This is a genomic window from Neptunomonas marina (genome assembly GCF_004005935.1).
GTDB lineage: Bacteria > Pseudomonadota > Gammaproteobacteria > Pseudomonadales > Balneatricaceae > Neptunomonas > Neptunomonas marina.
The window spans coordinates 54302-77605 of record NZ_SACQ01000007.1; the positions used below are offsets into that span (position 1 = coordinate 54302).

The window sequence follows — 23304 nt, forward strand, 5'->3', positions numbered from 1 at the left end:
CTGAGGTTGAGATGAGCGGAACACTTTTTTATTTAATCGGCGCCTCTGGAAGCGGTAAAGACAGCCTGTTGGAGGGCTGTCGCGCGCAGCTTAAGATGGATGATCGTATCTGTGTTGCCCACCGCTATATTACTCGGGCGCCCGGTATCGGTGGTGAAAACCATGTTCATCTAAGCGAAGCGGAGTTTGCGCTGCGGATTGAGTTGGGTATGTTCGCCATGCATTGGGACTCCCATGGTTATCGCTACGGCATTGGCGCTGAGGTTGATCAGTGGTTAGATGCCGGTGCGAATGTGGTGATTAACGGCTCGCGCGAGTACCTGCCGGTGGCGCTTGGTCTTTATGATGAGCTGGTGCCTATTTTGGTGGATGTCCCAGCTGAGCGGTTGCGCGCGCGTCTTACTGCACGTGGGCGTGAAACCGCAGCCGAGATTGAGCGGCGTTTAGCTCGCCACGAAGCGATGGTGGCAGCACTGCCACCTGATGTGCTGAAAATCAGCAACGATGGCCCGCTCGAAGCGGGTGTTGCTGCGTTAGTGGCACTGCTGCGCCAACACAGCTGGCTACCCACTGGCCACTCAGGCTAGTGGGAGCGGCTGGGCCCGCCAGTCCTCCTGAGTGACGCTCACGCTTTTTAGTTGCGCATAGAGCGTCATACCAACTTCAAGGGCAAGCTCATCCGCTGCCCAAGGTGTGATGTGTGCCCAGAGTTGGCAGCGGCCAAGCCCTAGCAAAACCTCAACTTGGGTGGCTGTGCGTGCGATGCGAACCACCTGAACCGGCAGAATATTGCGGATTGAACTCTTCACAGGGCGCTCTTGTGCGAGTGATATGTCACTGGCAAAAATACGGATGCGTATGCTTTGTTGGGGAGTAGCCGCTACTTGGCTGACCCATAAAAACTGATCTGCGCATACCTGTAGTTTGGAGAGCGGGTAGTCGGGGTGGTGCGCAACAAATTGCGCATCGAGCAGGGTGCTGTGTGCTTGCTCTCCCAGCCAGGGCCGCATGGCATCGCTATTCCACACCTCTGCTGTGGGGCCGTTCGCGATCACATCGCCGGCCTCTAACAGCACGATTCGATCAGCCAGATGCAGTACTTCATCTAGGCTATGCGTGACATAGACGATGGGAATGTCGGTCTCTTTCGCTAGGCGCTCAAGATAGGGGAGCAGCTCCTGCTTACGTGGTAGATCTAAAGAGGCCAGCGGTTCATCCATCAACAGAAGCTGCGGAGCGCTGAGGAGCGCGCGGCCAATGGCAACACGCTGCTTTTCCCCTCCTGATAGATCCTTTGGGTAGCGGTCCAATAGGTGGCCGATGTCGAGTAGCTCAACGATATGGGTAAATGTGGCCTCGGTGACTGTGGCGGGGCGGCCATAGTTTAGGTTGCCTGCAACGCGATAGTGCGGAAAGAGGCGGGCATCCTGAAAAACGTACCCAATTCGGCGCGCCTCTGGAGGTAGACAAAGGGCCCGCGTTGTACAAAAGAGGGTTCGATCAGCAAGGGTGATGTGCCCTTGATCCGGTCGGCTGAGCCCACTAATCGCGTTGATGAGTGATGTTTTACCAGCACCTGAGCGACCAAATAAAACCGTAATCTGGCCGGCGGGTGCCGCAAAGCAAGTATTGAGCGTGAAAGTTCCCAGTTGTTGGCGAATATCCAGTGTTAACATTGGCCCCCCAGGCGCGCGCGGGTGTAACGTGTTAACCACTCTGACGCCAGTAGAGATGCCAATGCGATAACGATGGCAATGGCGCATAGCCAAGCGGCTTGCGCTTCAGCGCCGGGTGTTTCGATAAAGCTATACATCGCCAGCGGTAGTGTGCGAGTTTCGCCGGGGATATTCGAAACAAAGGTGATGGTGGCGCCAAACTCGCCTAAGCTGCGTGCAAACGCCAAGACGGCACCGGTGAGAATACCCGGTAGCGTTAATGGCAGTGTGATGGTGGCAAAGACGCGCCAGCGGTTTGCGCCTAAAGTGCGTGCCGCCGCTTCTAGCTTGGGATCGACGCTTTCAAAAGCCAGACGAATAGCACGCACCATTAAAGGGAAGCCAACCACCGCAGCCGCGAGGCTGGCACCTTGCCAATTAAAACTGAAACTAAGACCTAGCTGTTCATCGAGCCACCGCCCAAGCCAGCCCTGCTGCCCCATCACCACAAGCAACAAATAGCCGATCACCACCGGCGGCAGCACCAGTGGGAGATGGATAACGCTATCGAGCAGCGCTTTACCAACAAAACGGTGCCGGGCAAGCAGCCAAGCCACGGCAATACCCACAGGTAAGCTGGCCAGCACTGCAACGCTTGCTACTTTTAGGCTTAACCAGATCGCCTCAGTGGCGTAACTACCCAGCCACTCAGTCATGGTTGGCCTGCGTAAAGCCGAATGTGGCTAACTGCTGCCGAGCCGCAGGGCTGGTTAAAAAGCTGAGGAGCTGCTGAGCATCCGCTTGGGCGTGCTGCGTGAGTGCAATCGGGTAGGTGATGGTGGGATGCGCGTCGCTAGGAAAGGTGGCCAACGGCTTTACCTGCTGCGAGGCTTTGGCATCGCTTAGATAAACAATGCCCAGCGGCACTTCGCCACGCTCCACAAGCGCGAGCGCTGCCCGGACATTACGGCTGCGGGTAGTGCGAGGCTCCACATCAGACCACTGAGAGAGCTGTTGCAGGGCGGCTTTTGCGTAACTCCCCGCTGGCACATGATCGGGATCTGCCATGGCGAGGCGCTGGCGGCCAAGCAGGCCTGATAGTTGAGTCTTTTCAAGATCAATCTGGGTGAGGTGGCTCTGTATCGGTGCCACTAACACCAATTGGTTGTGCGCCAGTGTTTGGATGCTATCGCTGACCACTGCTTTTTGCTCGCGGGCGTAGTCCATCCACTTCTGGTTAGCACTTAGGTAGATATCTGCGGGTGCGCCACGTGTGATCTGGCGCGCCAGTGCTGATGATGCTGCAAATACAGTACGAACCGGTTGGCCTGTTTGGTCGGTATAGCGCTGGGTGAGATGCTGCATCGCCTCTGTCATTGAGGCAGCAGCAAAAAGAGTCAATGGCCGCTCTGCGCTACTATGCATCGCGATAAACAGTAAGCACAGGCCCAGCACACGACTGATCGCCATCGATATATCCCTCCTGGAACAGGTATAAAGCTCCAGAGTATATAGCAGGTTAGCGGTGAGAGCCGCAACGCCAGATTGGTCGAAGCGGCTGGTTAGAGGTTACAGTGGTGAGGTGGTCACTGACCTATAGCCGCCTGCACAGCCTTTGGTGGCGATTGCTACGGCATTGTGCGCGTGTAAGCTCTCTTGGTGTTCGACCTTGACCCAGAAGTCGCTGATAGCGCTGTGCTGCTCTAGCGCTCTCTTGATGCGCCGTGCAGCATCTTCGCAGAACATAAGGTTAGCGCCGTTCAAGCGTGCAAAGGCCTGCTCATCTTCACGCTTAACCGCTGTTTGTACCGGTGTGCCCAAGCTCTGCTCGACGAGATCGATTAGCTCCAGCAGTGGGTAGTGGCTGCTGACGTTAGGTGCGAGCTTAAGTACCAAGTAAGCATAGGAGCGTTGGCTATGGGGCGTTGCCACAGAGCCGCGCTCACTGCGCAGCCATTGGGCGATCTGATCAGCACTGATCTGTGTTTGATCGGCAAAATCGTGACGGAATGCCTCTTCAAGCAGTTGGCGAGAGAGCGATGCCGAACACGGGCAGGTGCTGGAGTAGGGGATGGTTAGCTGGACTTCGTGACAAGCGGTTTCCTGTTCTAGGGTACCTTTGATCACCGCAGGGTAAGCTTTCCAGCCTTGGTATTGGCTCAGTAGTGCAGGGCGCTTGTGCAAGTAATCAAAGGCCAGCGTTAAAGAGGATTGATCACTGATCTCTTTGTGAGTGGCCAGTTTATCGTGTAAAAACTGCTGCATCGCTTGGGGCGAAAAGGCGTTTTGCTCGGCAAATTCCGCCAGTAACAGATAGAGGCGTGACATATGTATGCCTTTGATATCTGAGCGGCAGATATTAACGAACAACGAAGCCAAAGCCTCGCATTCGGTGGTGCTGTGGGCTTCATCCTGAAGCGAGAAGGGGACGGCAACCTCAGTCATCCCGACCCAGTCTAAAGGACTGTGATCCGGTGCCGGTGTATTAGTGATATCGGGCAGCGCGTTTGAGCGTTTTACTGTCATGATGAAACTCTAGGTTGAGAGTAAAGGGCTCAATAGTAATGTTATATTATAACTTTTTGTAGTGCGTTTTATGCAACAAGGCGTTGTGGGTTGTGTTGTCAGGCCCAGCGTGTCGCTGAGCCTGTTCAGCCGTTAGGCCATGTACTGACCGCCATTGACTGACATGTTAGTACCGGTGATAAAGCCTGCATCATCTGCGGTTAGAAATGCCACCGCCCGTGCAATCTCTTCTGGCTGTCCTAAACGCCCAACGGGAATCCCTTGCACAATGCTATCAAGCACCTTTTCAGGCACTTGGCGCACCATAGGCGTATCGATGTAGCCTGGTGATACTGCGTTAACCGTCACTCCTTTGCGCGCGCCCTCTTGAGCGATCGCCTTAGTGAAGCCATAAATGCCAGCTTTTGCAGCTGAGTAGTTTGCTTGGCCAAATTGGCCCTTCTCGCCATTCAGTGAGGAGATGTTCACGATGCGGCCAAAACCGCGTTCACACATGGCCGCGAAGATAGGCTGGGTCATGTTGAACATAGAGTTTAGATTGGTCTGAATCACCGCTTGCCACTGCTCTGCTGCCATCTTTTTCAGCGGCGCATCGCGTGTAATACCTGCGTTGTTCACGAGTACATCGATCGGGCCGACCTCGCTCTCGATCTCGGTCAGTAGGCGCTGGCAGTCGTTAAAATCCGCGACATCAACAGCGCGCATCTCGATTGTGTAGCCTGCCTCTTGCATCGCTTGCTGCCATGCTGTTGCTGCTTCCTCTTGACCGGGTAGGTAGGTACCGATCACTTGGCGGCCTTGATCATGAAGTGCTTTGCACATTGATTCGCCGAGGCCGCCATTGGCACCTGTTACCAACGCAATTCGTTTTGACATGGTGATTCCTTCTCTTATTTTTCGTGGGTTATTTGCTCAGCAGGCTCTTAAAGCCTGATGAAAGCGTTCGCGTACCGTCGCGGCTATAGGCTTCGCTGCGCTCTTCGATCTTGGGTAGATCGTAGAGGTAGTTCACCATCATGCCGGCCGACTGTTTAAGACCGTTGGCCGAGCCATCGGCCATCCAGTTAAGTTGAGCGATCTCAGCACCATTACTTAAGTGGAAGTGAGTGACGGGGTCTGCCGCTGTGCCGCCTTTGCGCTCGGCAACGGCGAGATAGTGCGCAGTCAGTTGCAGCAGGGCTGCTTGGAGTTCGTCGTTTTCGAGTGACTCGGGTAGCTGACCGTCTGTTAGCTGTGCAGCGACGATACTGCCACCTGGAAGCGCGGCAAGCTCCTCTGGTGCGGTGCGCTTCAACCAGCGTGTTAGGCCTGGGATCGGTGATAGCGTTGCGAATTGGCGCAGTTGCGGGAAGTCATGTTGCAACTCTTTCACTACGCGCTTAATCAGAAAGTTACCGAAGCTGATGCCCGCTAAGCCGCGTTGTGCGTTGGAGATGGAGTAAAAAATAGCGGTGTCGGCCTGCTCGATATTGCCAACGGGGGCGCTCTCATCGAGCAGCGCCTGCACGTTGTCGGCTAAGCCGTTTACGAGTGCAACCTCAACAAAGATCAGCGGCTCACTTGGCATGTTTGGGTGGAAAAAGGCGAAGCAGCGGCGGTCAGAATCAAGCCGGTTTTTGAGGTCGTCCCAGCTCTGGATCGCATGGACCGCTTCATACTCGATCAGCTTTTCGAGCACTTCTGCACTGGACTGCCAGCGAATCTGCTCTAGTTGCAGCAAACCAACGTCAAACCAGCTGCGCAGCAGGTTTTTTAGATCGCCCTCAAGCGGGCGTAGCTCTGGGTGCTGGTTGCGCAGCGCCAAGATCTGGGCGCGCATATCCACCAAAAACTTGATCCCTTGGGGGAGTTCGTTAAACAAACGCAACAGGCGCATGCGTGGCGGCTCGAGTAGCTCGCGAAGCTGTTGCGCAGCCTGTGGACGGTGCGCAGGGGAGGCTTGCTGCCAAGTAGCGATACCGGCTTCTACAGCAGCGTTATCGGTATCGTAGTGGGCGGCCAGTATCTTTAGGAAGCGCAGTTGGCCCTCATCACTTAAATCCAGATAACTACGGCCCAATGTTGCGGCGCGTACGCGGGCTGCAACTTCGCCGCCGCGCTCCTCAAGGCAGTGGTCGATCCACTCACGCAGTGTGGCTTCATCCTTCTCGCTCAGCTCGGCAGATAGCTCAAGCTGTTCACGACGGGCGCGGAAATCAGTTGCATCGCGCCAGATATCGCGTAGGTGAGTAATTGTCTTTCCTAAAAAGTTATTGCTAGGACTGGGCATCTTTACGACCTCGTTAAACGGTAACGTCTCAAGCTTAACCTAAGCTCGCCAGAGCGTAATGCAGGCAACGCTATCAAAAGGCTTATTAAAAACCAAGTAAAAACCCTTGGTTTTTAGGTAAAAAACCATTAGCTTTACCGAATCATTATTCGTGAGCGTCCGTTGTCGGACAGGAAAAGAGGGATTCAAGATGCAGGAACTACATGGCTACTACTTGGAAGATCTATCGGTAGGAATGTCTGCCAGCTACGCTAAAACAATCACGGAAGCGGACGTAGTGCTGTTTGCCGGTATTACTGGGGACGATAACCCTGTGCATATCAATGCCGAGTACGCGGCGCAAACAATGTTCAAAGAACGTATTGTGCACGGCATGTTTAGCGCCGGTCTGATCTCCGCTGTGCTGGGTACTCGCTTACCAGGCCCGGGTGCGATCTATGTTGACCAGCAACTGAAGTTCAAAGCGCCTGTACACATTGGGGATACAGTAAAAGCGACTGCAACGGTGAAAGAGATCAACGTCGAGCGCCGCCGCGTGGTGTTGGATACCGTGGTTACAGTGGGCGATAAAGTGGTTGCCGAAGGTGTGGCGACCAACATGGTTGATCGTCGTCCAACGGAAGGGTAGGGCTACGTCATGATGTTAGAAAAGAACCGCGCATGTTTGATGGTGATCGATGTTCAAACACGTTTGCTACCCGGTATTCCAGATAGCGAAACGCTGGTTGAGCGCTGCACGGCACTGGTTGGGCTAGCGAACGAACTGGAGATTCCGGTGTTTGGTAGTGAGCAGTATCCTGATGGCGTTGGCCCGATGGACGACACACTCAAAGCTGCGATTGGTGCGGACAATGTCGCGGGTAAAACCCACTTCTCCTGTGTGGATGCGCCAGAGTGCGCTGATCTCATGCAGCAGATGACACAGGACCAGATCGTGGTCTGCGGGATGGAGTCACACGCCTGTGTATTGCAAAGTGCACTGAGCTTTAAAGCACAGGGGAAAGAGGTCTTTGTGGTGGCGGATGCCATCGCCTCGCGCCATGCAGCAGATACCGAGTTTGCCATCGCACGTATGCGTGAAGAGGGTATCAAGCTGGTCACCTGTGAAATGGTTGGCTTTGAGTGGCTGCGCCGCTCAGATACCGCTGGATTTAAAACCTTCAGCAAAGCGTTTCTGCGCTAATCGTGAGTGCGCCGAGTGCCTTTGGGTGCTTCGCGCGCTGGTTTCTCAGGTTGGAGGCGCGTTTTATACTAGGGAGATTCAATGGCTGATACTGAAACCGCTGATATGATCCCTGCCACCCCCCAACACGGCATGAGTGCTCTCACTGACGATGCCGAACGGAACCGACTGCTGGCTGAAATGGCTGAGCAGTCCACCGATATGATTTCACGCCATACGCCCGATGAGTGGCGATTTATCTACGCGTCTCCCGCTGTCGAGATGCTGCTGGGTTACTCGGTTGACGAGATTATCGGCCGATCCGCATCGGAGTTATACCATCCCGATGATCGCGATGACTTTGAGCGCCGCCGCCCCACCGTGGTGTATCAGCAGGGTTTCTACACCCACACCTACCGCTTTCGGCGCAAGGATGGCGCTTATACGTGGTTAGAAAGCACCAGCCGGTCGATCCGTGATCCCGAGAGTGGCGAGCTGCGCGAAATATTGGTTGTGTCACGTGATGTGAGCCACCGCATTGAAGCGGATCAGCGTATGCAACGCTACCAAGAGGAGCTGAGCCGTGCCGCGCGTCTGGTGGCGATGGGCGAGATGGCCTCTGGTTTGGCCCATGAGCTGAATCAGCCACTCACCGCAATCACCAACTATGTGCGTGGTATCGAGCGGCGCATTCAGGCAACCCCTGCGCCGACGCTTGACGAGTTGGTACTGCCGCTGGAAAAGATCGGTAAAACCTCGCTACGTGCCGGTGAGATTCTACACCGTATGATGGACTTCACCCGCAAGCGTGAACCGACCCGCTCGGCACTATCCCTGCATCCTGTGATCGAAGATCTCATCGAATTCTGTGCGCATATTGCAAAAGCGCACAATGTCACGCTTGAGAACTGCGTGACCCGTGCCCTACCCCAGATTACGGCGGATAAAATCCAGCTTGAGCAGGTGCTTTTGAACTTGCTGACTAATGCAATCGAAGCGAGCCACAGCAACCCAGATGAGCCACCACGCCATGTCTGGGTGGAAGCTTCTCTGTGCAGCAACGAAGAGGTTATAATTTCAGTGTGCGATCAAGGTGTTGGGCTGGGTGAGAGCAGCGTTGATAAACTGTTTGAACAGTTCTACACCACCAAACCAGAAGGGCTGGGTATGGGGCTTGGCATTAGCCGATCTCTCGTTGAAGCACACGGTGGCTCCTTGAGCGCTGAAAACCAGATTCATGGCGGCGCCGCTTTTCGGATCCGCTTACCCGGTGTAATTTCGCCAAACTGAGGCAGGCATGACCCAAACCCGTACCGCTGAGCAAACTGTTTTTGTTGTCGATGATGATGTGGATGTGCGTGATTCGTTGCAATGGTTGCTCAGCTCCGTCGGCTTACATGTCGAGACGTTTGCGTCTGCGGATGCTTTTTTTCAAGCGGCGGCTAACGCGCCATTGCGCGGCTGTATCTTGATGGATGTGCGTATGCCGGGCATGAGTGGCTTAGCTGCGCAGACCGAGCTGGAAAAGCGCGCGATCCACCTGCCGCTGATTATGATCTCTGGCCATGCGGACGTGGATATGGCTGTCACAGCCATGACGCAAGGTGCCCTCACGTTTTTGCAAAAGCCTTTTAGCGATCAAAAGCTGATCGACCATGTCTATGCAGCGCTAGAGCAAGAGCAACTTACGTTTTTGAAGCAAACGGAACTTGCTGCGTTAAAGCACACCTATAGCCAGCTAACGCGCCGTGAACGGCAAGTGTTCGATGGGGTAGTGGCGGGTTTAGCCAACCAAGAGATCGCGGACCAATTGTCCATTAATCGCAAAACTGTCGAGGGTCACCGTGCTAATATGGTGGCAAAGATGGGTGCAGGCTCGTTATCAGAGCTGGTGCAGATGTCAGTTAAATTGGGTTTAGCTAGCCCCTTTCGTTAATTCTTTACTATCGAGATCGATCATGAGTACAAAAGGTACGCTGTATATTATTTCTGCGCCCTCTGGTGCGGGCAAAACCAGCTTGGTATCAGGTTTATTGGAGAAAGACGCACAGGTACGCGTTTCGGTGTCCCATACCACTCGTGATATGCGCCCAGGTGAAGCGGATGGCGTAAACTATAATTTCGTGACGCTAGCACAGTTCGATGCCCTGATTGAGCAAGGCAACTTTCTAGAGTACGCCGAAGTGTTCACCAACAAATATGGCACCTCCCGTGTTTGGGTTGAAGAGCAACTGGCGCAGGGCACCGATGTGATCCTAGAGATCGACTGGCAAGGTGCTCAGCAGGTGAGAGAGCTGGTAGCTGAGACGGTATCGATCTTTATTCTGCCACCGTCACGTGAAGAGCTTCGTAACCGCCTGACGGGGCGTGGCCAAGACGGTCAAGAGGTCATCGATCTGCGCATGTCTGAGGCGATCAGTGAGATGCAGCACTACGATGAGTTTGACTATGTTGTTATCAATGACAACTTTGATCAAGCACTCACTGAGCTGCAAGCGATCTTCGTTGCACAGCGCCAGCGCTTGAGTAAGCAGAGGGATGGCAAGCGCGCATTAATCGCCGATCTCTTGTCAGGCAATTAAGGCTTCGGTAGAATTGCCGGTCCTGTACAAATCCTATACAACTCCCACGAATTTTGAGGTTAAGCATGGCACGTGTCACTGTTGAAGATTGCTTGGAAAATGTAGATAACCGCTTTGAGCTGGTTATGGTTGCAGCAAAGCGCGCGCGTCAGCTAGCTACTGGCGGTAAAGACCCTAAGGTTGACCGTGAAAATGACAAAGACACGGTTGTAGCACTGCGTGAAATCGCAGACGGTCTTGTTGATAAAACCGTTTTGGACGACGTTAACGAGAAATAACCCGCCAAAAGTTGTCGGCGATTATTCCATCCTTGGGCGTTTGACAGTAGATTATCACTAGCGCCCTGTTGTACCGGAGGAATAATGCCGACGATCGATGCTCTATCCAATCGACTGAACGAATATCTGGATCTACAGCAGATTCGGTCAGTTCGTCGTGCGTATTTCTACGCTGAGCAGGCCCACGATGGCCAGCGCCGTAAAAGCGGCGAACCTTACGTTACCCACCCCTTAGCTGTTTCCAGCATCCTTGCCAATATGCATATGGACCATCAGAGCCTGATGGCTGCCATGCTCCATGATGTGATTGAAGACACCGAAATCAGTTATGAGGGTATCGCCGGTCAGTTTGGTGAGTCGGTGGCGGATATCGTCGATGGTGTGTCAAAGCTGACCCATCTAGAGTTTGAAACCAAAGCCGAAGCGCAGGCGGAAAACTTCCAAAAAATGGTGCTGGCGATGGCGGAGGATATCCGCGTCATGCTGGTGAAGTTGGCAGATCGCCTGCACAACATGCGCACACTGGGCGCTATGCCGCCGGTAAAACAGCGCCGCATTGCCAAAGAAACTATGGACATCTATGCGCCTGTTGCAGCCCGCTTGGGTATGCGCGATGTACAGGTTGAACTGGAAGATTTGGCGTTCCAATCTTACTACCCTATGCGTGCGAAGCGTATTCGACGTGCCGTGATTCAGGCGCGTGGTCAGCGTAAAGATATGGTCGGCTCTATCGAAGAGGCGATTCGTGCGCGCCTAGCACTGGAGCGCTTGCCCGGCGTCGTGGTAGGGCGTGAGAAACACCTCTATAGCATCTACTCAAAGATGAAGGCGCAGCGTAAATCCTTCTCTGAAATTATGGATGTGTTTGCGTTTCGAATTGTCACCGAAACAGTGGATGACTGTTACCGTATTTTAGGGGCCATCCATAATCTGTATAAGCCGGTCCATGGCCGCTTTAAAGACTATATCGCTATCCCTAAAGCCAATGGCTATCAATCTCTGCACACCGAGCTATTTGGTGCGCGCGACATCACCATTGAAGTGCAGATCCGCACCCGTGAGATGGACGCAGTGGCGAACCAGGGGATTGCTGAGCACAGTAACTATAAAATGTACGGCGATTCTGCCAGCGCTGTGGGCTCCTACAACCGAGCACGTAAGTGGGTGCAAGGCTTGTTGGAGATGCAGAAGAAGGCGGGCGACTCGATGGAGTTTATCGAGCACGTTAAGAAAGACCTCTTCCCTGACGAAGTCTATGTTTTCACACCACAGGGCAGAATTTTAGAGCTACCGCGGGGGGCAACGCCGGTTGATTTCGCCTATGCCGTGCATACGGATATCGGTAACTCTTGTGTATCGTGCCGTATTAATCGTCGTTTAGCGCCGTTATCGGAGCCGCTCGAAAGTGGCGAAACGGTTGAGATCATCACGACACCGAGCGCGCAGCCGAACATGGCGTGGCTCAACTTTGTTGTGACCGGCAAAGCACGTTCGAGCATCCGTCACTTTTTGAAGAATCAACAGCGCCATGAATCGGTAGAACTGGGGCGCCGTTTGCTAAACCAGTTTTTGGGTCACTACAGCGCATCCATCGATGAGATCGATCCCGACAAACTAGCGCAGCTGCTGAAAGAAGCGGACTTTAGCGAGTTGGATGATCTGCTAGAAGATATCGGGATGGGCAACCGGATGGCTTATGTGGTCGCACGTAAGCTAAAGCCTGAAGATAAGGTCGATAACGAACCGGTTAAGGACAACCAAAAGCCAATTGCGGTACAGGGTACCGAAGGTATGGTTATCCAATACGCGAAGTGCTGCCGCCCGTTGCCGGGTGATAAAATCGTTGGTCACTTTAGTAGTGGCCGTGGTTTAGTGGTGCATCGCACTGAGTGTCGCAATATCCGTTACATGAAGGATGATCCGGAGAAGTGTATCTACCTTGAGTGGTCAGCGGCGATGGATGATGAGTTCAGCGCTGTGCTGAAAATTGAAGTGGCGGCACAGCGTGGTGCAATCGCCACCCTAGCGACCACGGTTTCGGCTACCGGTGCCAACATTCTGCGTATCGATATGGGTGAGAAAGAGGGGCAGCTCTCAACGGTAGACATGGAGATCACCGTAACAGATCGGATTCATCTGGCGCGGGTTATTAAACGGCTACGTGTTATCCGTACGGTGACACGAGTAACACGGCTATAACGGCTCACGTGTTGGCCAATCCTGCCGACACGTCAAAGGACTGCTATTATGGTAGAGAAGAAAGCTCAGCCATAATAGCGCTGGCAACACTGCAATGGAGATAGGAAATTGGCGATTGGGGTAAGCACCTTAGATCATGTGGCGCAACAAGATAACGGTGCGCGAATTGTATTGCTGCATGACAGTGAAGGCAAAGTACTGGTGGTTCTGCCGGTCGATAAACTGCTCAACCTTGTCCCCATTTGGCGCGATTCAGAGCGCCATCTGCAGCCGGTGAAAGCGGCCGATGTAAAACGTTTCTTTAGCCAAGATCAACTGCAAATTGAAGCCGGGCAGCGCAAGTTGTTCTCTCTGCCTGTGATCCTCGATAGCGACCTTGATGTAGCACCATCTCTGAATATCGTTGAGCCGCTCAGTGGCCTTGAATTCACCGCTGATCGTAGTTGGTATACGAAACACGCGGATATCATGGAGATTGGCGTAGGCCTGCCTGATATCGACAAGGTACAGCCTGAGGGCGACGATGAAGCGGTGATCACGCGCGCAGTAGAGCGCTTCACCGCACTGCGTATAAAGCAGCGCCTTGAAGATACGCTAGGCTTACCCAGCCTTGCGCCGACGACGCAGAAAATTATCTCACTGCGCTCAGATCCTGCAGCGGGCGTTGATAACTTAGTACCGGTTGTGAAGGTGGACCAGAGCTTAGCCGCGCAGGTGATGAGCTGGTCGGTCTCTCCTTTCTACGCTGCCCCTGGCAGTATCCAGTCGATCGAAGATGCGATTATTCGGGTATTAGGTTTTGACCTTGTGGTGAACCTTGCACTGGGTATCGCAATGGGTAAAACACTGGACCTACCAGAGGATGTGCCGCGCAATGCGACGCCTTACTGGTTGCAGGCAGTTTACACGGCCACATTGTCCGAGCGTCTAGCGAAGCAGATGGAACCTGATGTGCGCCCTAAACCGGGACTGGCCTATCTAACAGGGCTGCTGCATTCCTTCGGTTATGTCATCTTGGCACACCTATTTCCTCCGCACTTCTCACTGCTATCACGCTATATCGAGGCCAATCCGAATATCCGCCTTGATTACATCGAAAAACACATTTTGCATGTAACGCGTGAACAGATTGGTGCGTGGTTGATGGAGTGCTGGAGCCTTCCTGAAGAGGTTTGCAATGGTGTGCGCTACCTAAACGAGCCACAACATCCTAAAGCAGAAGGCTTCTCAAAGGTGGTATTCATCGCCAACCGTGCGCTGCGCTATGAAGGTTGGGCTGATGGCCCGCTTGAGCGCATCCCGAACACGCTGCTTGAGGAGTGTGGATTATCGCATCGTCAAATCAACGCTGAGATCGAGTTTATGCGTAAAGAGAGCGATGCGCTGGATGACCTAACCAAAACATTGGCAGGTCAAAGCCGGAAGTAAATAAGAGCGGGGGTACCCGCTCTTTTTAGTTCGCAAACGCTGAAATCTCTGCTTCAAGCTGCTCCAAGGCTTCACTCTGCTCCATCCATTCAAGCTCAGTGGCCTCATTGTCTTGCGTCAATGTTGCTTGCTGGGCAAGCAGCTCCTTAAGCTGCGCTTTCTGCTCCGCTTCATACAGGCTGCTATCTGCAAGCTGCTCCTCCACTTCGGCAAGTTGTGTTTGGTAGGTCTCCATTGCCTGTTCGAGGGCGCTGAGGCGTTTTTTGATAGGACTTAGCTGTTTACGGCGCTCTGCCTCCAAGCGTTTTTGCTCTTTGCGCTCAGTCGCTGATAGCGAACGGCCTTGGCGTTCAGTGCTAGGTTGTGACGCTTGCGCCTCTTGGCGGCGCTGATCAGCTAACCAACGCTGATAATCATCGAGATCGCCACTGAAGTCGGTAACCTCGCCGTTAGCGACCAGCAGGAACTGATCCACTGTATTGCGCAAGAGGTGACGATCGTGCGACACCAAGATCACCGCCCCTTCAAACCCCTGCAACGCGACGGTTAGGGCATGCCGTACCTCAAGGTCCAAGTGGTTGGTGGGCTCATCAAGCAGCAATAAGTTAGGCTTTTGCCATGCGATCAGCGCCAGCGCAACACGTGCTTTTTCACCGCCGGAGAAACGTTTTACCGGCTCCAGAGCTGCATCACCGATAAAGCCAAAGCTACCTAAAAAGTTTCTTACCGCTTGGTCAGTGGCCTCAGGTGATATGCGCATGATGTGCAGCAGTGGTGATGCTTCAAGATCTAATGCTTCGAGCTGGTGTTGAGCAAAGTAACCAATGCGCAGATGCTCGCCGCAGTGACGCTCGCCCTTGAGCAACGCTAAGTCACTGACGAGGGTTTTGATGAGTGTTGATTTACCGGCCCCGTTAGGTCCCAGTAAGCCGATACGTGAGCCGGGGTTCAGCGTAAGTGAGGTGCCGGCAAGAATGGTTTTCCCGGAATAACCACAGTCAGCTTTACGCAGCGATAGCAGCGGGTGGGAAACCTTATCACTGCTAGGGAAGGTGAAACTAAAAGGGCTGTCCACATGCGCTGCGGCGATCATCTCCATGCGCTCAAGCTCTTTTATACGGCTTTGCGCTTGTTTCGCTTTGCTGGCTTTGGCGCGGAAGCGGCGCACAAAGTTTTCGATCTCGGCGATACGTTGTTGCTGTTTCTCAAATTGCGCTTGCTGCTGTGCTAACCGCTCTGCACGCGCGCGCTCAAAGTGGCTGTACTGGCCTTTGTAGATATCCAGCTTTTGGTTGCTCATATGAACAACATGGGTCACAACCTGATCGATAAAGTCGCGGTCGTGCGAGATTAGCAATAGTGTGCCGGGGTAACTTTTGAGCCATTGCTCAAGCCATAGTGTGGCGTCGAGATCCAAGTGGTTGGTGGGCTCATCCAACAGCAGTATATCGGAGCGGCACATCAGCGCTTGCGCGAGGTTGAGGCGTATTCGCCAGCCCCCGGACAGCGATTTCACCGCTTTTTCGAGGTCTTGGGTGGTAAAGCCTAGGCCCATCAAAAGTTGTTCGGCGCGTGCTTTGGCGGAGTAACCGTCAAGGGCATCTAGTTGGGCATGTAGCTCACCGAGCTTATCGGTTTGATGGGCTTGCTCTGCTGCCGCAATTGCTTGCTGGACCGCGCGCAGCGGTTGATCGCCATCGAGGACATAGTCGATCACAGTGCGATCGATCGCTGTGACCTCTTGCGCCATATGAGCAAAAGTTAAGTTATTAGGGAGGTAAAGATCACCTGCGTCGGCATGAAGTTCGCCAAGTAGTAACTTAAATAAGCTAGACTTACCTACACCGTTGGCGCCAATAATACCGACGCGCCAGCCGCTGTGAATGGTCAGATCGGCTTGCTCAAGCAGGAACTGAGTGCCGCGATGTAAACTGAGTTGAGATAACTGAATCATAGGCGCAGGATTTTATCATAGCTATGTCATTACAGAATCCTCTTTGGGACTTTGCGCTAAAAACCTACAGCGAACCTGATGTTGAAGCTGCCTGCCTAGCGCTGCAGGATGGCTGTGGTTTGAGTGTTAACGCGATACTCTTTGCATTGTGGCTGGCTGAACAGGGGCGCGAGTATCACGTTGATGCAGCCGCACATGAGCAGATAGCACAGTGGCAGAATAAGGTAACGGCATCGATTCGCAGGGCGCGCTTACATGTTCGCGGGCAGCGAGATATGAGCGGGTTATACCAAACGCTCAAGACGGTGGAGCTGGAAGCTGAACAGGCAGAGCTTGCGATGTTTTATCAGCTCACCGAGCAGATGCCCGTGATCGCAGACTGCGATGTGGCGCTCTTACGCTACAATAATTTACTCGCTGTCAGTGGCTCCGAGTGTAGTGGAGTGTGTCGTGAACAGCTCGAAAATTTGCGCCAAGCTCTATTAAAAGCGCAACAAAAGCTAGAGCCCTTCTGAACTTTACGGTTTAATCAAACACTAACGCTTATTCAAAGCAGATCCAGTAGCAAGGAAAACGAAAGAATGAAAAAAACATTACTGACCATGGCAATCGTCTCTTCGTTTGCAGTCATGCCAGTTGCACAAGCGGTTGAGCTGAACACTGAAGAGCAGAAAGTGAGCTACAGCCTTGGTCTAGTCTTGGGTGAAAAGCTGCAACAAGACATCAGTCAACTTGATATTGAAGCATTCACAAAAGCCGTTGAAGCGATCTATTCCGGTGAAGAGCCTGCGATGACCCGCGAAGAGGTGGGTGCAACGATGCAGGCATTCCAGATGAAGAAACTGGAAGAACAGCGTCAGGCGGCTGCAAAAATCGCTGAGGACAATCTTGCTGCGGGCCAGAACTATCTGAAAGACAATGGCGCTCGCGATGGCGTGAAGACAACAGAATCAGGCCTACAGTATGAAGAGCTGGTGGCTGGTGATGGTAAACAACCTACCGCGGAAGACACTGTAAAGGTTCACTACCGTGGCACCTTGATCGATGGTACTGAGTTTGACAGCTCCTACGCACGAAATGAGCCAGTATCCTTCCCGCTGAATGGTGTGATCCCAGGCTGGACGGAAGGTCTACAGCTGATGAAAGAGGGCGGCAAAGCTAAGTTGGCCATTCCAGCTGATCTAGCATACGGCCCAGGCGGCATGGGTAACGTGATTGGACCAAACTCAACACTAGTATTTGAAGTTGAGTTGCTTGAGGTTAACCCGAAAGCCGAATAAGCCAGTACAGAGTAAAAAATGGCCGCAATAGCGGCCATTTTTATTTCAAGATGTTGAGAATACCGTTCGAGCCGACCGCGTAGTAGCTACCTGCCCCAAAACCCACCGCATTCACGCCGGTACTGGTCGGGCCATACTGCTTACGTTTCTGTACCCGCCAGCTTTTAACCATTTGTCCTGACTGTACGTTCCATAGCTGCACCAGCCCGGACGCGGTGCCTGTAAGCAGCTGGCTACCATCATTTGAGAAGCGAGCCACGATGTAGCTAACACGCTTTGGAAAGAAACCTTCGGTGCTGGAAAGGGTGTGGCGTATCTGGCCGGTTGTGGTATCCCAGATCACTGCTTGATCGAGCGTGCTGGCCGAAAACGCGACTTTACCGTCTGGGGATAACGCCACAGCATCAATCACGTTTTCTAGCGTGAGCTCGTGGAGCTTCTCTCCGGTATCGACACTCCACAGCGTGGTCGTGTAGTCATCCGCGCCGGTTATGGCAATGCTGGCATCGGCGGATAGATCAACGGTCCGCACGCGGCCACCATGTAGGAAAGAGCGTTTAACGCCCCCATTAATGGCATCGAACAGCACCGCCTCATGGTTGTCGAGCCCCAGCAGTGCATACTGACCTTGCGGTGCTAATACCAGATCAAGAATCTCACCGGGAGAGCGCCAAAACCATTCCGGTTGGCCGCTATCCGTATGCCAAAGCACTAAATTTTGCTGATCTGCCGTTGCTGCAAAGCGCGCTTGAGGCGAAAAACCCGTTGCGGCCAGTAGCGAGCGCTCACCACCTTTATGGTTCCAATCGTATAAACGTGCTTTATCAGCGATATTCCATAAGCTGCCACCCTCAAGACGTGCTCCGACAACCGCGAAACGCCCGTCGGTAGAGATCTCAGCTGTGTAGGTGCCTTGGCTGGCAACTTCATACCAACTGCTAGGGTCGTTTGCAGAGTCACAGCCGGATAACAACACCCCAGCCGTTAACCAAGGGAGCAGGAAAAGAGGCTTAGCCATGGGTGATTACACCTCTTCGAGCACTTGGTCTCGATGCGCAGTATGCAAGATTTCGATCAAACGATCTTCCAGAGAGAAACGCTCCTCTAGGGACTCTCCAAGCTTCGAGAGCTGGAAGGTGAGTTCGCGTATCTGCTGCACGGTTGGAGAGTTCAGGGTCGCGTAGTCGTCATTGAAGTCCAGAGCGGCATCGGTGGTGGGTTGGATCAGCGGGAATAACTTTTGCGCCTCTTCAAGGCTACCATCGTTAAACTCACTGCCCTCTCTTAGCAGTTGCTCATAGACCTCGAAATGGCCGGAGGAGAGATAATCCATCAAGTCGGTGCAAAAAGCGCTTAGGCGGTCTTCCAGTAAACTGATTTCGATGCTTGGAAAAGACACAAACTGGCTAATCAGTTTTTGCCTTTGCTCTAGCCAGCTATCGATAATTTCGCTAACGCCACCCCAGCGCTCACGCGCAGTTTTGCACTTCTCCAACATGATTAGATCCTTGTTGTTATCTATCCTTTCATACTAATCCGAAGGCGCGCGCCGGTGCAATAGAGATCCCCCTGACGATTTCTGAAACCGCCGTTATACTTAGGTAAATATGTCCATTACACAGGGAGCAATCAGGTTATGTTGTTACGGTTTTTTTCGATCCTTCTACTCAGTTGCTGGTTACCATTTGCGTGGGCTGCTGATGAAGAGGGTGCACCAGCAGAGGATTACATCGGTTACATCGAATTAAAGCCCTTTATTACGAACTTCGGTGGTCCGGGCAAATCTCGTTTCTTGAAATGTGAAGTGACGATCCAAGTGGCAACGGAAGCGGCTCACCATGCAGTGAACGCGCACATGGCCCATATTCGTAATGACCTTGTCTTTCTCTTCAGTGCTCAGGAAGAGAAAGATCTAGACGGGATTGAGGCACAACAGAACCTTGCCAAAAAAGGGCTAAAGCTTGTGCAGAAGATTCTCGTTGAAGAGGAGGGTGAGGCGATGGTGAGTGATATGTTCTTCACCAGCTTTGTCACCCAGTAACTTTGAAGGACTCGCCAGCGTTTAGCTGGCGAGGTATTGCGCTAGATAGGTATCAAAATCCACATTGTCGGCCGCTTCAATTTCGCGTTGAGCGGCCAGTGACGCTTCGGCAGTCTCTGCCAACTGTTGCGCCAGTGCTGCATCAAGCGGGGTCTCTTGAAGCGTTGCTTGATGCTCACGACTTTTCTGCAGTAACCACTCGGTATGGCCAAGCCCACTCTCTTTTAATGCTGCCAGCACCTGCGCAGATGGCGTTAATGCACTGTCGTGTAACTTTGCAACCTGAGCTGCAACGGACTCGCTGTAAAGCGGCGTATTGTGCAGAGTATCCAGCACGTGAGCGGTCAGTGACACGGCATCTAGCAGTTTTTCGCCAGCGGCAACCAGTGTTACTTCACCATCAATGGTGTCCAACGTTAAACCGGGTTCACGGCCGCGATTCACAACTTTCTGCAAATTATCGCTGATAAGGTCACACTCTTGATCGCCAATCTCTGTATCGTCCATCAACAGGCAGGTGATTAAGAAAGCATCCAAAAAGCGCGCTTGTTGAGCGCAGATACCGATAGGTAGGAATGGATTGATATCCGTATTGCGTACTTCGATGTACTGTACACCGCGGTTTTGCAGGGCATGTAGCGGCTTTTCGCCACTTTCAGTAACCCGCTTAGGGCGGATATCGCTGTAGTACTCGTTTTCTATTTGCAGAATATTCGTGTTTAACTGGCGATAGCTGCCATCCACCTTCTGGCCGATCGCTTCGTATGCTGGGTACGGCGTGTGAATCGCACGATGTAACGAATGCATGTAGGTATTGAGGTGGTTGAAGCAAATCCCCAACGAGGCTTGAGCTTTGTTGGAGTAGCCCAAGTCACTCATGCGCAACGAGGTCGCGTAGGGCAGATATAGGGTATGCTCGTTCAAGTATTCAAGCGCGTGCTCACGCCCCTCTAAGAACGAATCGCAAAGCGCGGGTGATGCGCCAAAGAGATAGAGCAAAGCCCACGAGTGGCGGCGGAAGTTGCGAATCAGGCGGAAGTAAGAGGCTGAGCGGTACTCTTGCAGGCTATCGGTGTTCTGCTGCTGTGCTTTGAGTGCCTCCCAAAAGCTGTCAGGCAACGAGAAGTTGTAATGAATACCGGCAATGGTTTGCATCATCTTGCCGTAGCGGTGCTCAAGACCCACGCGGTAGACATGTTTCAGGTGACCGACGTTAGAGTTGCCGTAGCGCGCGATCGGGATCGCTGCAGCGTCACGGATGTGGCAAGGCATACTGCCTCCCCAAATCACCTCTTGATCGAGTTGTTGATAGGTAAAACGATGCAGATTCTCAAGGTGATTCAGTGCATCTTCTGGCTGCTCATACACCGGCGTAATGAACTCTAATAACGCTTCGGAGTAGTCTGTGGTGATCTCACCATTGGTCATGGCAGAGCCTAGGCCCTTTGGATGCGCGGTTTGCGCAAGGTCACCCGACAGGTCAACCCGCAGCCCCTCTTTCTCGATACCATGCAGCACCCCTTTTAGGTGTGCGACGTTCCCGCTAGAGACCAGTTGTTCTAGCTGTTCTTGCAGCGTACAAGCCAATGTTTTTATCCTTATCTCGGAGTCGATATAAGCGCCATTATAAACTGACAACTTCGTATCATGCATCGCAACAGTGCGTTGCACTATTTTAGTTTAAATCCAGCGGCTTTAAGGCCCGCTGCTAGGGAGTTTTGCTGGCGCGGCTTTGTTTGCTTTGGCGCAGGCTTTGGTGGTGCCGATACACTGCCACCCGCCGCTTCCGTTTTCATCGAGAGAGCGATGCGGCGGCGCGGCTGATCGACCTCCACCACGCGTACGCTCACAATATCTCCCGCCTTGACCACGTCATGGGGGTCTTTGATAAAGCGGTCCGCCAACTGTGAAATGTGTACCAAACCATCTTGGTGTACGCCGATATCCAAAAACGCGCCAAAATTGGTGACATTCGTAACCACGCCCTCAAGCTGCATCCCTTCATGCAAGTCGTTGATGGTTTCAACGCCTTCTTGGAACGTCGCGGTGCGAAACTCAGGGCGCGGGTCACGGCCGGGCTTTTCCAGTTCGGCGATCACGTCGCGCACTGTGTAGCTGCCAAAGTCACTCATAAACTGCTCGGCACTTAGGCGCTGAATCTGTGCCTGGTTACCAATGATCTCATGGCTAGAGAGCTTGAGTGACGCCGCCATCTGATCCACCAACGGATAGGACTCGGGGTGAACCGCGGAGTTATCTAGCGGCTGAGTACCACCGGCAATTCGCAAAAATGCAGCACACTGCTCAAAGGCTTTGTTACCTAAGCGTGGCACCTTTAGCAATTGGCGGCGCTCAGCGAAACGGCCATGTTCATCACGAAAGGCCACAATATTCTTCGCTGTTGTCGCGTTCAGCCCTGCGATTTGCGTCAGTAACTCAACCGATGCGGTATTTAGATCAACACCCACGTGGTTCACGCAATCCTCGATGACAAAGGCTAGTGAATCGCCCAGTGCTTTTTGATCAACATCATGCTGATATTGGCCAACACCGATTGCTTTAGGTTCGATTTTAACCAGTTCTGCGAGCGGGTCTTGTAAGCGCCGCGCAATGGAGACGGCGCCGCGAAAGGCCACATCCAGATCGGGAAATTCAGCCGCAGCCAGCGCAGATGCGGAGTAAACAGAAGCACCAGCCTCACTGACCATTAAACTCGTTAAGGTGAGTTGTGGATGGCGTTTTTTCAGCTCATTCACCAGCTGCTCTGTCTCGCGTGAGGCCGTGCCGTTGCCGATACTGATCAGCTCAACGTGGTGACGTTGAGCTAGCTTTGCGAGGGTATTGAGCGCCTCATCCCAGCGCTTTTGCGGAGCATGAGGAAAGAGAGTGGTGTGATCAATCAGCTTGCCAGTGGCATCAACCACCGCAACTTTGACGCCGGTGCGAAGACCAGGATCAAGGCCCATGGTGACTTTTTGGCCCGCGGGAGCCGCTAGTAACAAGTCTTTTAAGTTGCGTGCAAACACCTTAATAGCCTCAGCTTCGGCGCTGTCGCGTAACTGCTTGAGGAGTTCGGTTTCGAGCTGTTTGTGAAGTTTTTTATCCCAGCATTGCCGAGCAGTCTCACTTAACCAGAGCGCGTTCGCATCGCGGCCTGCGGGCAGACGCATCGCTTTGCTAATAAGCTGATAGGGCTGATCGGTATCACTGTCTGCCAGTGTCACTTTTACGCGCAGTTCGCCCTCTGCTTGGCCACGAAAGACCGCCAGTGCGCGGTGCGACGGGGCTTGGCGCAGAGCCTCATCATGGCTGTAGTAGTCGCGAAATTTACTGTGCTCGTTGGCCTTGCTCTTAATCACACGCACCTGTAACACGCCATGTTGCCAGAGCCAACGGCGTAGTTGGGCAACGAGGTCAGCTTGCTCACCAAACAGCTCTAGCAAAATCATCCGGGCCCCTTCGAGTGCATCGGTTGGGGTGTTGATATCCGCAGCCGGATTGATAAAGGCGTTTGCAGCCGTTACAGGCTCATTTGCGGTGCCTGCTAACAGGGCTTGTGCCAACGGCTCTAGACCCGCTTCACGAGCAATCTGCGCTTTGGTGCGGCGCTTTGGCTTGAAGGGTAGATACAGATCTTCGAGGCGAACTTTGGTATCTGCTTGCTCGATACTGGCGCGCAGTGGGTCGGTCAGTTTGCCCTGTTCTGCAATCGATTGCAGTATCGTCTGGCGGCGCTGTTCCAGCTCGCGTAGGTAGCCTAGGCGCTGCGTGAGATCGCGTAGCTGGGTGTCATCCAGTGCACCGGTGGCTTCTTTTCGATAACGGGCGATAAAAGGCACGCTAGCACCTTCATCTAACAGTTTGATCGTTGCTTCAACTTGGCGAGAGTGGATATTTAGCTCAGTGGCGATCTGTTGCGCAAGACTCATG

Annotated in this window: 23 protein-coding genes; 12 read left to right on the forward strand and 11 right to left on the reverse strand. The window is 53.2% G+C overall.

Annotation, left to right across the window (positions count from 1 at the left end):
- Positions 1-11 precede the first annotated feature (11 nt).
- Entirely contained in the window at positions 12-587 is a 576-nt protein-coding gene (phnN, locus tag EOE65_RS14235) for a phosphonate metabolism protein/1,5-bisphosphokinase (PRPP-forming) PhnN (protein ID WP_127694993.1), read from the forward strand.
- Here the strand turns inward: phnN and modC are convergent.
- The 6 genes from modC to EOE65_RS14265 form a co-directional block, all read right to left on the reverse strand.
- A complete protein-coding gene (gene modC, locus EOE65_RS14240; protein WP_127694994.1) occupies positions 579-1676 on the reverse strand; it encodes a molybdenum ABC transporter ATP-binding protein ModC in 1098 nt (365 codons plus the stop codon). The two genes, phnN and modC, sit on opposite strands and share 9 nt — an antisense overlap.
- The gene (gene modB, locus EOE65_RS14245; RefSeq protein ID WP_127694995.1) at positions 1670-2371 is read right to left on the reverse strand and encodes a molybdate ABC transporter permease subunit; all 702 of its coding nucleotides are present in this window, start codon (positions 2369-2371) and stop codon (positions 1670-1672) included. The genes modC and modB overlap by 7 nt, the downstream gene beginning before the upstream one ends.
- Positions 2364-3125, reverse strand: coding sequence for a molybdate ABC transporter substrate-binding protein (modA, locus tag EOE65_RS14250; RefSeq protein WP_127694996.1), 762 nt, complete (start codon positions 3123-3125; stop codon positions 2364-2366). Before modA ends, modB begins: the two co-directional genes overlap by 8 nt.
- Positions 3126-3224: 99 nt before the next feature.
- Positions 3225-4181, reverse strand: a complete 957-nt coding sequence (gene folE2, locus EOE65_RS14255; protein WP_127694997.1) for a GTP cyclohydrolase FolE2 — start codon at positions 4179-4181, stop codon at positions 3225-3227.
- A 132-nt stretch (positions 4182-4313) separates the two neighbouring features.
- Positions 4314-5057, reverse strand: coding sequence for an acetoacetyl-CoA reductase (phbB, locus tag EOE65_RS14260; protein WP_127694998.1), 744 nt, complete (start codon positions 5055-5057; stop codon positions 4314-4316).
- A gap of 28 nt (positions 5058-5085) precedes the next feature.
- Entirely contained in the window at positions 5086-6450 is a 1365-nt protein-coding gene (locus tag EOE65_RS14265; RefSeq protein ID WP_127694999.1) for a malonyl-CoA decarboxylase, read from the reverse strand.
- 190 nt (positions 6451-6640) lie between these two features.
- Here EOE65_RS14265 and EOE65_RS14270 point away from each other — a divergent pair, with 190 nt between their 5' ends.
- From EOE65_RS14270 to EOE65_RS14305, 8 genes are all read left to right on the forward strand, one after another.
- Positions 6641-7078 (forward strand): MaoC family dehydratase, encoded by a 438-nt coding sequence (locus EOE65_RS14270; RefSeq protein ID WP_127695000.1) that lies wholly within the window; start codon positions 6641-6643, stop codon positions 7076-7078.
- Positions 7079-7087: 9 nt separating this feature from the next.
- Positions 7088-7633, forward strand: a complete 546-nt coding sequence (locus tag EOE65_RS14275) for an isochorismatase family protein (RefSeq protein ID WP_127695001.1) — start codon at positions 7088-7090, stop codon at positions 7631-7633.
- A gap of 81 nt (positions 7634-7714) precedes the next feature.
- Positions 7715-8902: a sensor histidine kinase gene (locus EOE65_RS14280; RefSeq protein ID WP_240657006.1), complete on the forward strand. Its 1188-nt coding sequence runs from the start codon at positions 7715-7717 to the stop codon at positions 8900-8902.
- A gap of 7 nt (positions 8903-8909) precedes the next feature.
- Positions 8910-9548, forward strand: a complete 639-nt coding sequence (locus EOE65_RS14285) for a response regulator transcription factor (protein ID WP_127695002.1) — start codon at positions 8910-8912, stop codon at positions 9546-9548.
- A 22-nt stretch (positions 9549-9570) separates the two neighbouring features.
- On the forward strand, positions 9571-10194 hold the full coding sequence (gene gmk, locus EOE65_RS14290) for a guanylate kinase (protein WP_127695003.1): 624 nt from the start codon (positions 9571-9573) through the stop codon (positions 10192-10194).
- 65 nt (positions 10195-10259) lie between these two features.
- Positions 10260-10472: a DNA-directed RNA polymerase subunit omega gene (gene rpoZ, locus EOE65_RS14295; RefSeq protein WP_127695004.1), complete on the forward strand. Its 213-nt coding sequence runs from the start codon at positions 10260-10262 to the stop codon at positions 10470-10472.
- An 84-nt stretch (positions 10473-10556) separates the two neighbouring features.
- Complete coding sequence (spoT, locus tag EOE65_RS14300; protein WP_127695005.1) at positions 10557-12671, forward strand: bifunctional GTP diphosphokinase/guanosine-3',5'-bis pyrophosphate 3'-pyrophosphohydrolase; 2115 nt, start codon at positions 10557-10559, stop codon at positions 12669-12671.
- A gap of 108 nt (positions 12672-12779) precedes the next feature.
- Positions 12780-14099 (forward strand): HDOD domain-containing protein, encoded by a 1320-nt coding sequence (locus EOE65_RS14305; protein WP_240657007.1) that lies wholly within the window; start codon positions 12780-12782, stop codon positions 14097-14099.
- 25 nt (positions 14100-14124) lie between these two features.
- Here the strand turns inward: EOE65_RS14305 and EOE65_RS14310 are convergent, their stop codons facing one another.
- A complete protein-coding gene (locus EOE65_RS14310) occupies positions 14125-16053 on the reverse strand; it encodes an ATP-binding cassette domain-containing protein (protein ID WP_127695006.1) in 1929 nt (642 codons plus the stop codon).
- A gap of 23 nt (positions 16054-16076) precedes the next feature.
- On the opposite strand from EOE65_RS14310, the gene EOE65_RS14315 reads away from it, so the two are divergent.
- Positions 16077-16568: a TIGR02444 family protein gene (locus tag EOE65_RS14315; protein WP_127695007.1), complete on the forward strand. Its 492-nt coding sequence runs from the start codon at positions 16077-16079 to the stop codon at positions 16566-16568.
- Between the two features lie 66 nt (positions 16569-16634).
- Entirely contained in the window at positions 16635-17333 is a 699-nt protein-coding gene (locus EOE65_RS14320; RefSeq protein ID WP_127695008.1) for a BamJ family beta-barrel-assembly machinery protein, read from the forward strand.
- A 40-nt stretch (positions 17334-17373) separates the two neighbouring features.
- On the opposite strand, the gene EOE65_RS14325 is transcribed toward EOE65_RS14320, so the two are convergent.
- Entirely contained in the window at positions 17374-18351 is a 978-nt protein-coding gene (locus EOE65_RS14325; RefSeq protein WP_127695009.1) for a WD40 repeat domain-containing protein, read from the reverse strand.
- 6 nt (positions 18352-18357) lie between these two features.
- On the reverse strand, positions 18358-18831 hold the full coding sequence (gene rsd, locus EOE65_RS14330) for a sigma D regulator (RefSeq protein ID WP_127695010.1): 474 nt from the start codon (positions 18829-18831) through the stop codon (positions 18358-18360).
- A gap of 138 nt (positions 18832-18969) precedes the next feature.
- Here rsd and EOE65_RS14335 point away from each other — a divergent pair, with 138 nt between their 5' ends.
- Positions 18970-19374 carry a flagellar basal body-associated FliL family protein gene (locus tag EOE65_RS14335; RefSeq protein ID WP_127695011.1) on the forward strand — a complete coding sequence of 135 codons (405 nt, stop codon included), beginning with the start codon at positions 18970-18972 and terminating at the stop codon, positions 19372-19374.
- Between the two features lie 21 nt (positions 19375-19395).
- Here the strand turns inward: EOE65_RS14335 and gshA are convergent, their stop codons facing one another.
- On the reverse strand, positions 19396-20961 hold the full coding sequence (gene gshA / locus EOE65_RS14340; protein WP_206052695.1) for a glutamate--cysteine ligase: 1566 nt from the start codon (positions 20959-20961) through the stop codon (positions 19396-19398).
- Between the two features lie 83 nt (positions 20962-21044).
- On the reverse strand, positions 21045-23303 hold the full coding sequence (locus EOE65_RS14345) for a Tex family protein (RefSeq protein WP_127695012.1): 2259 nt from the start codon (positions 23301-23303) through the stop codon (positions 21045-21047).
- Between the last annotated feature and the right edge of the window lies 1 nt (position 23304).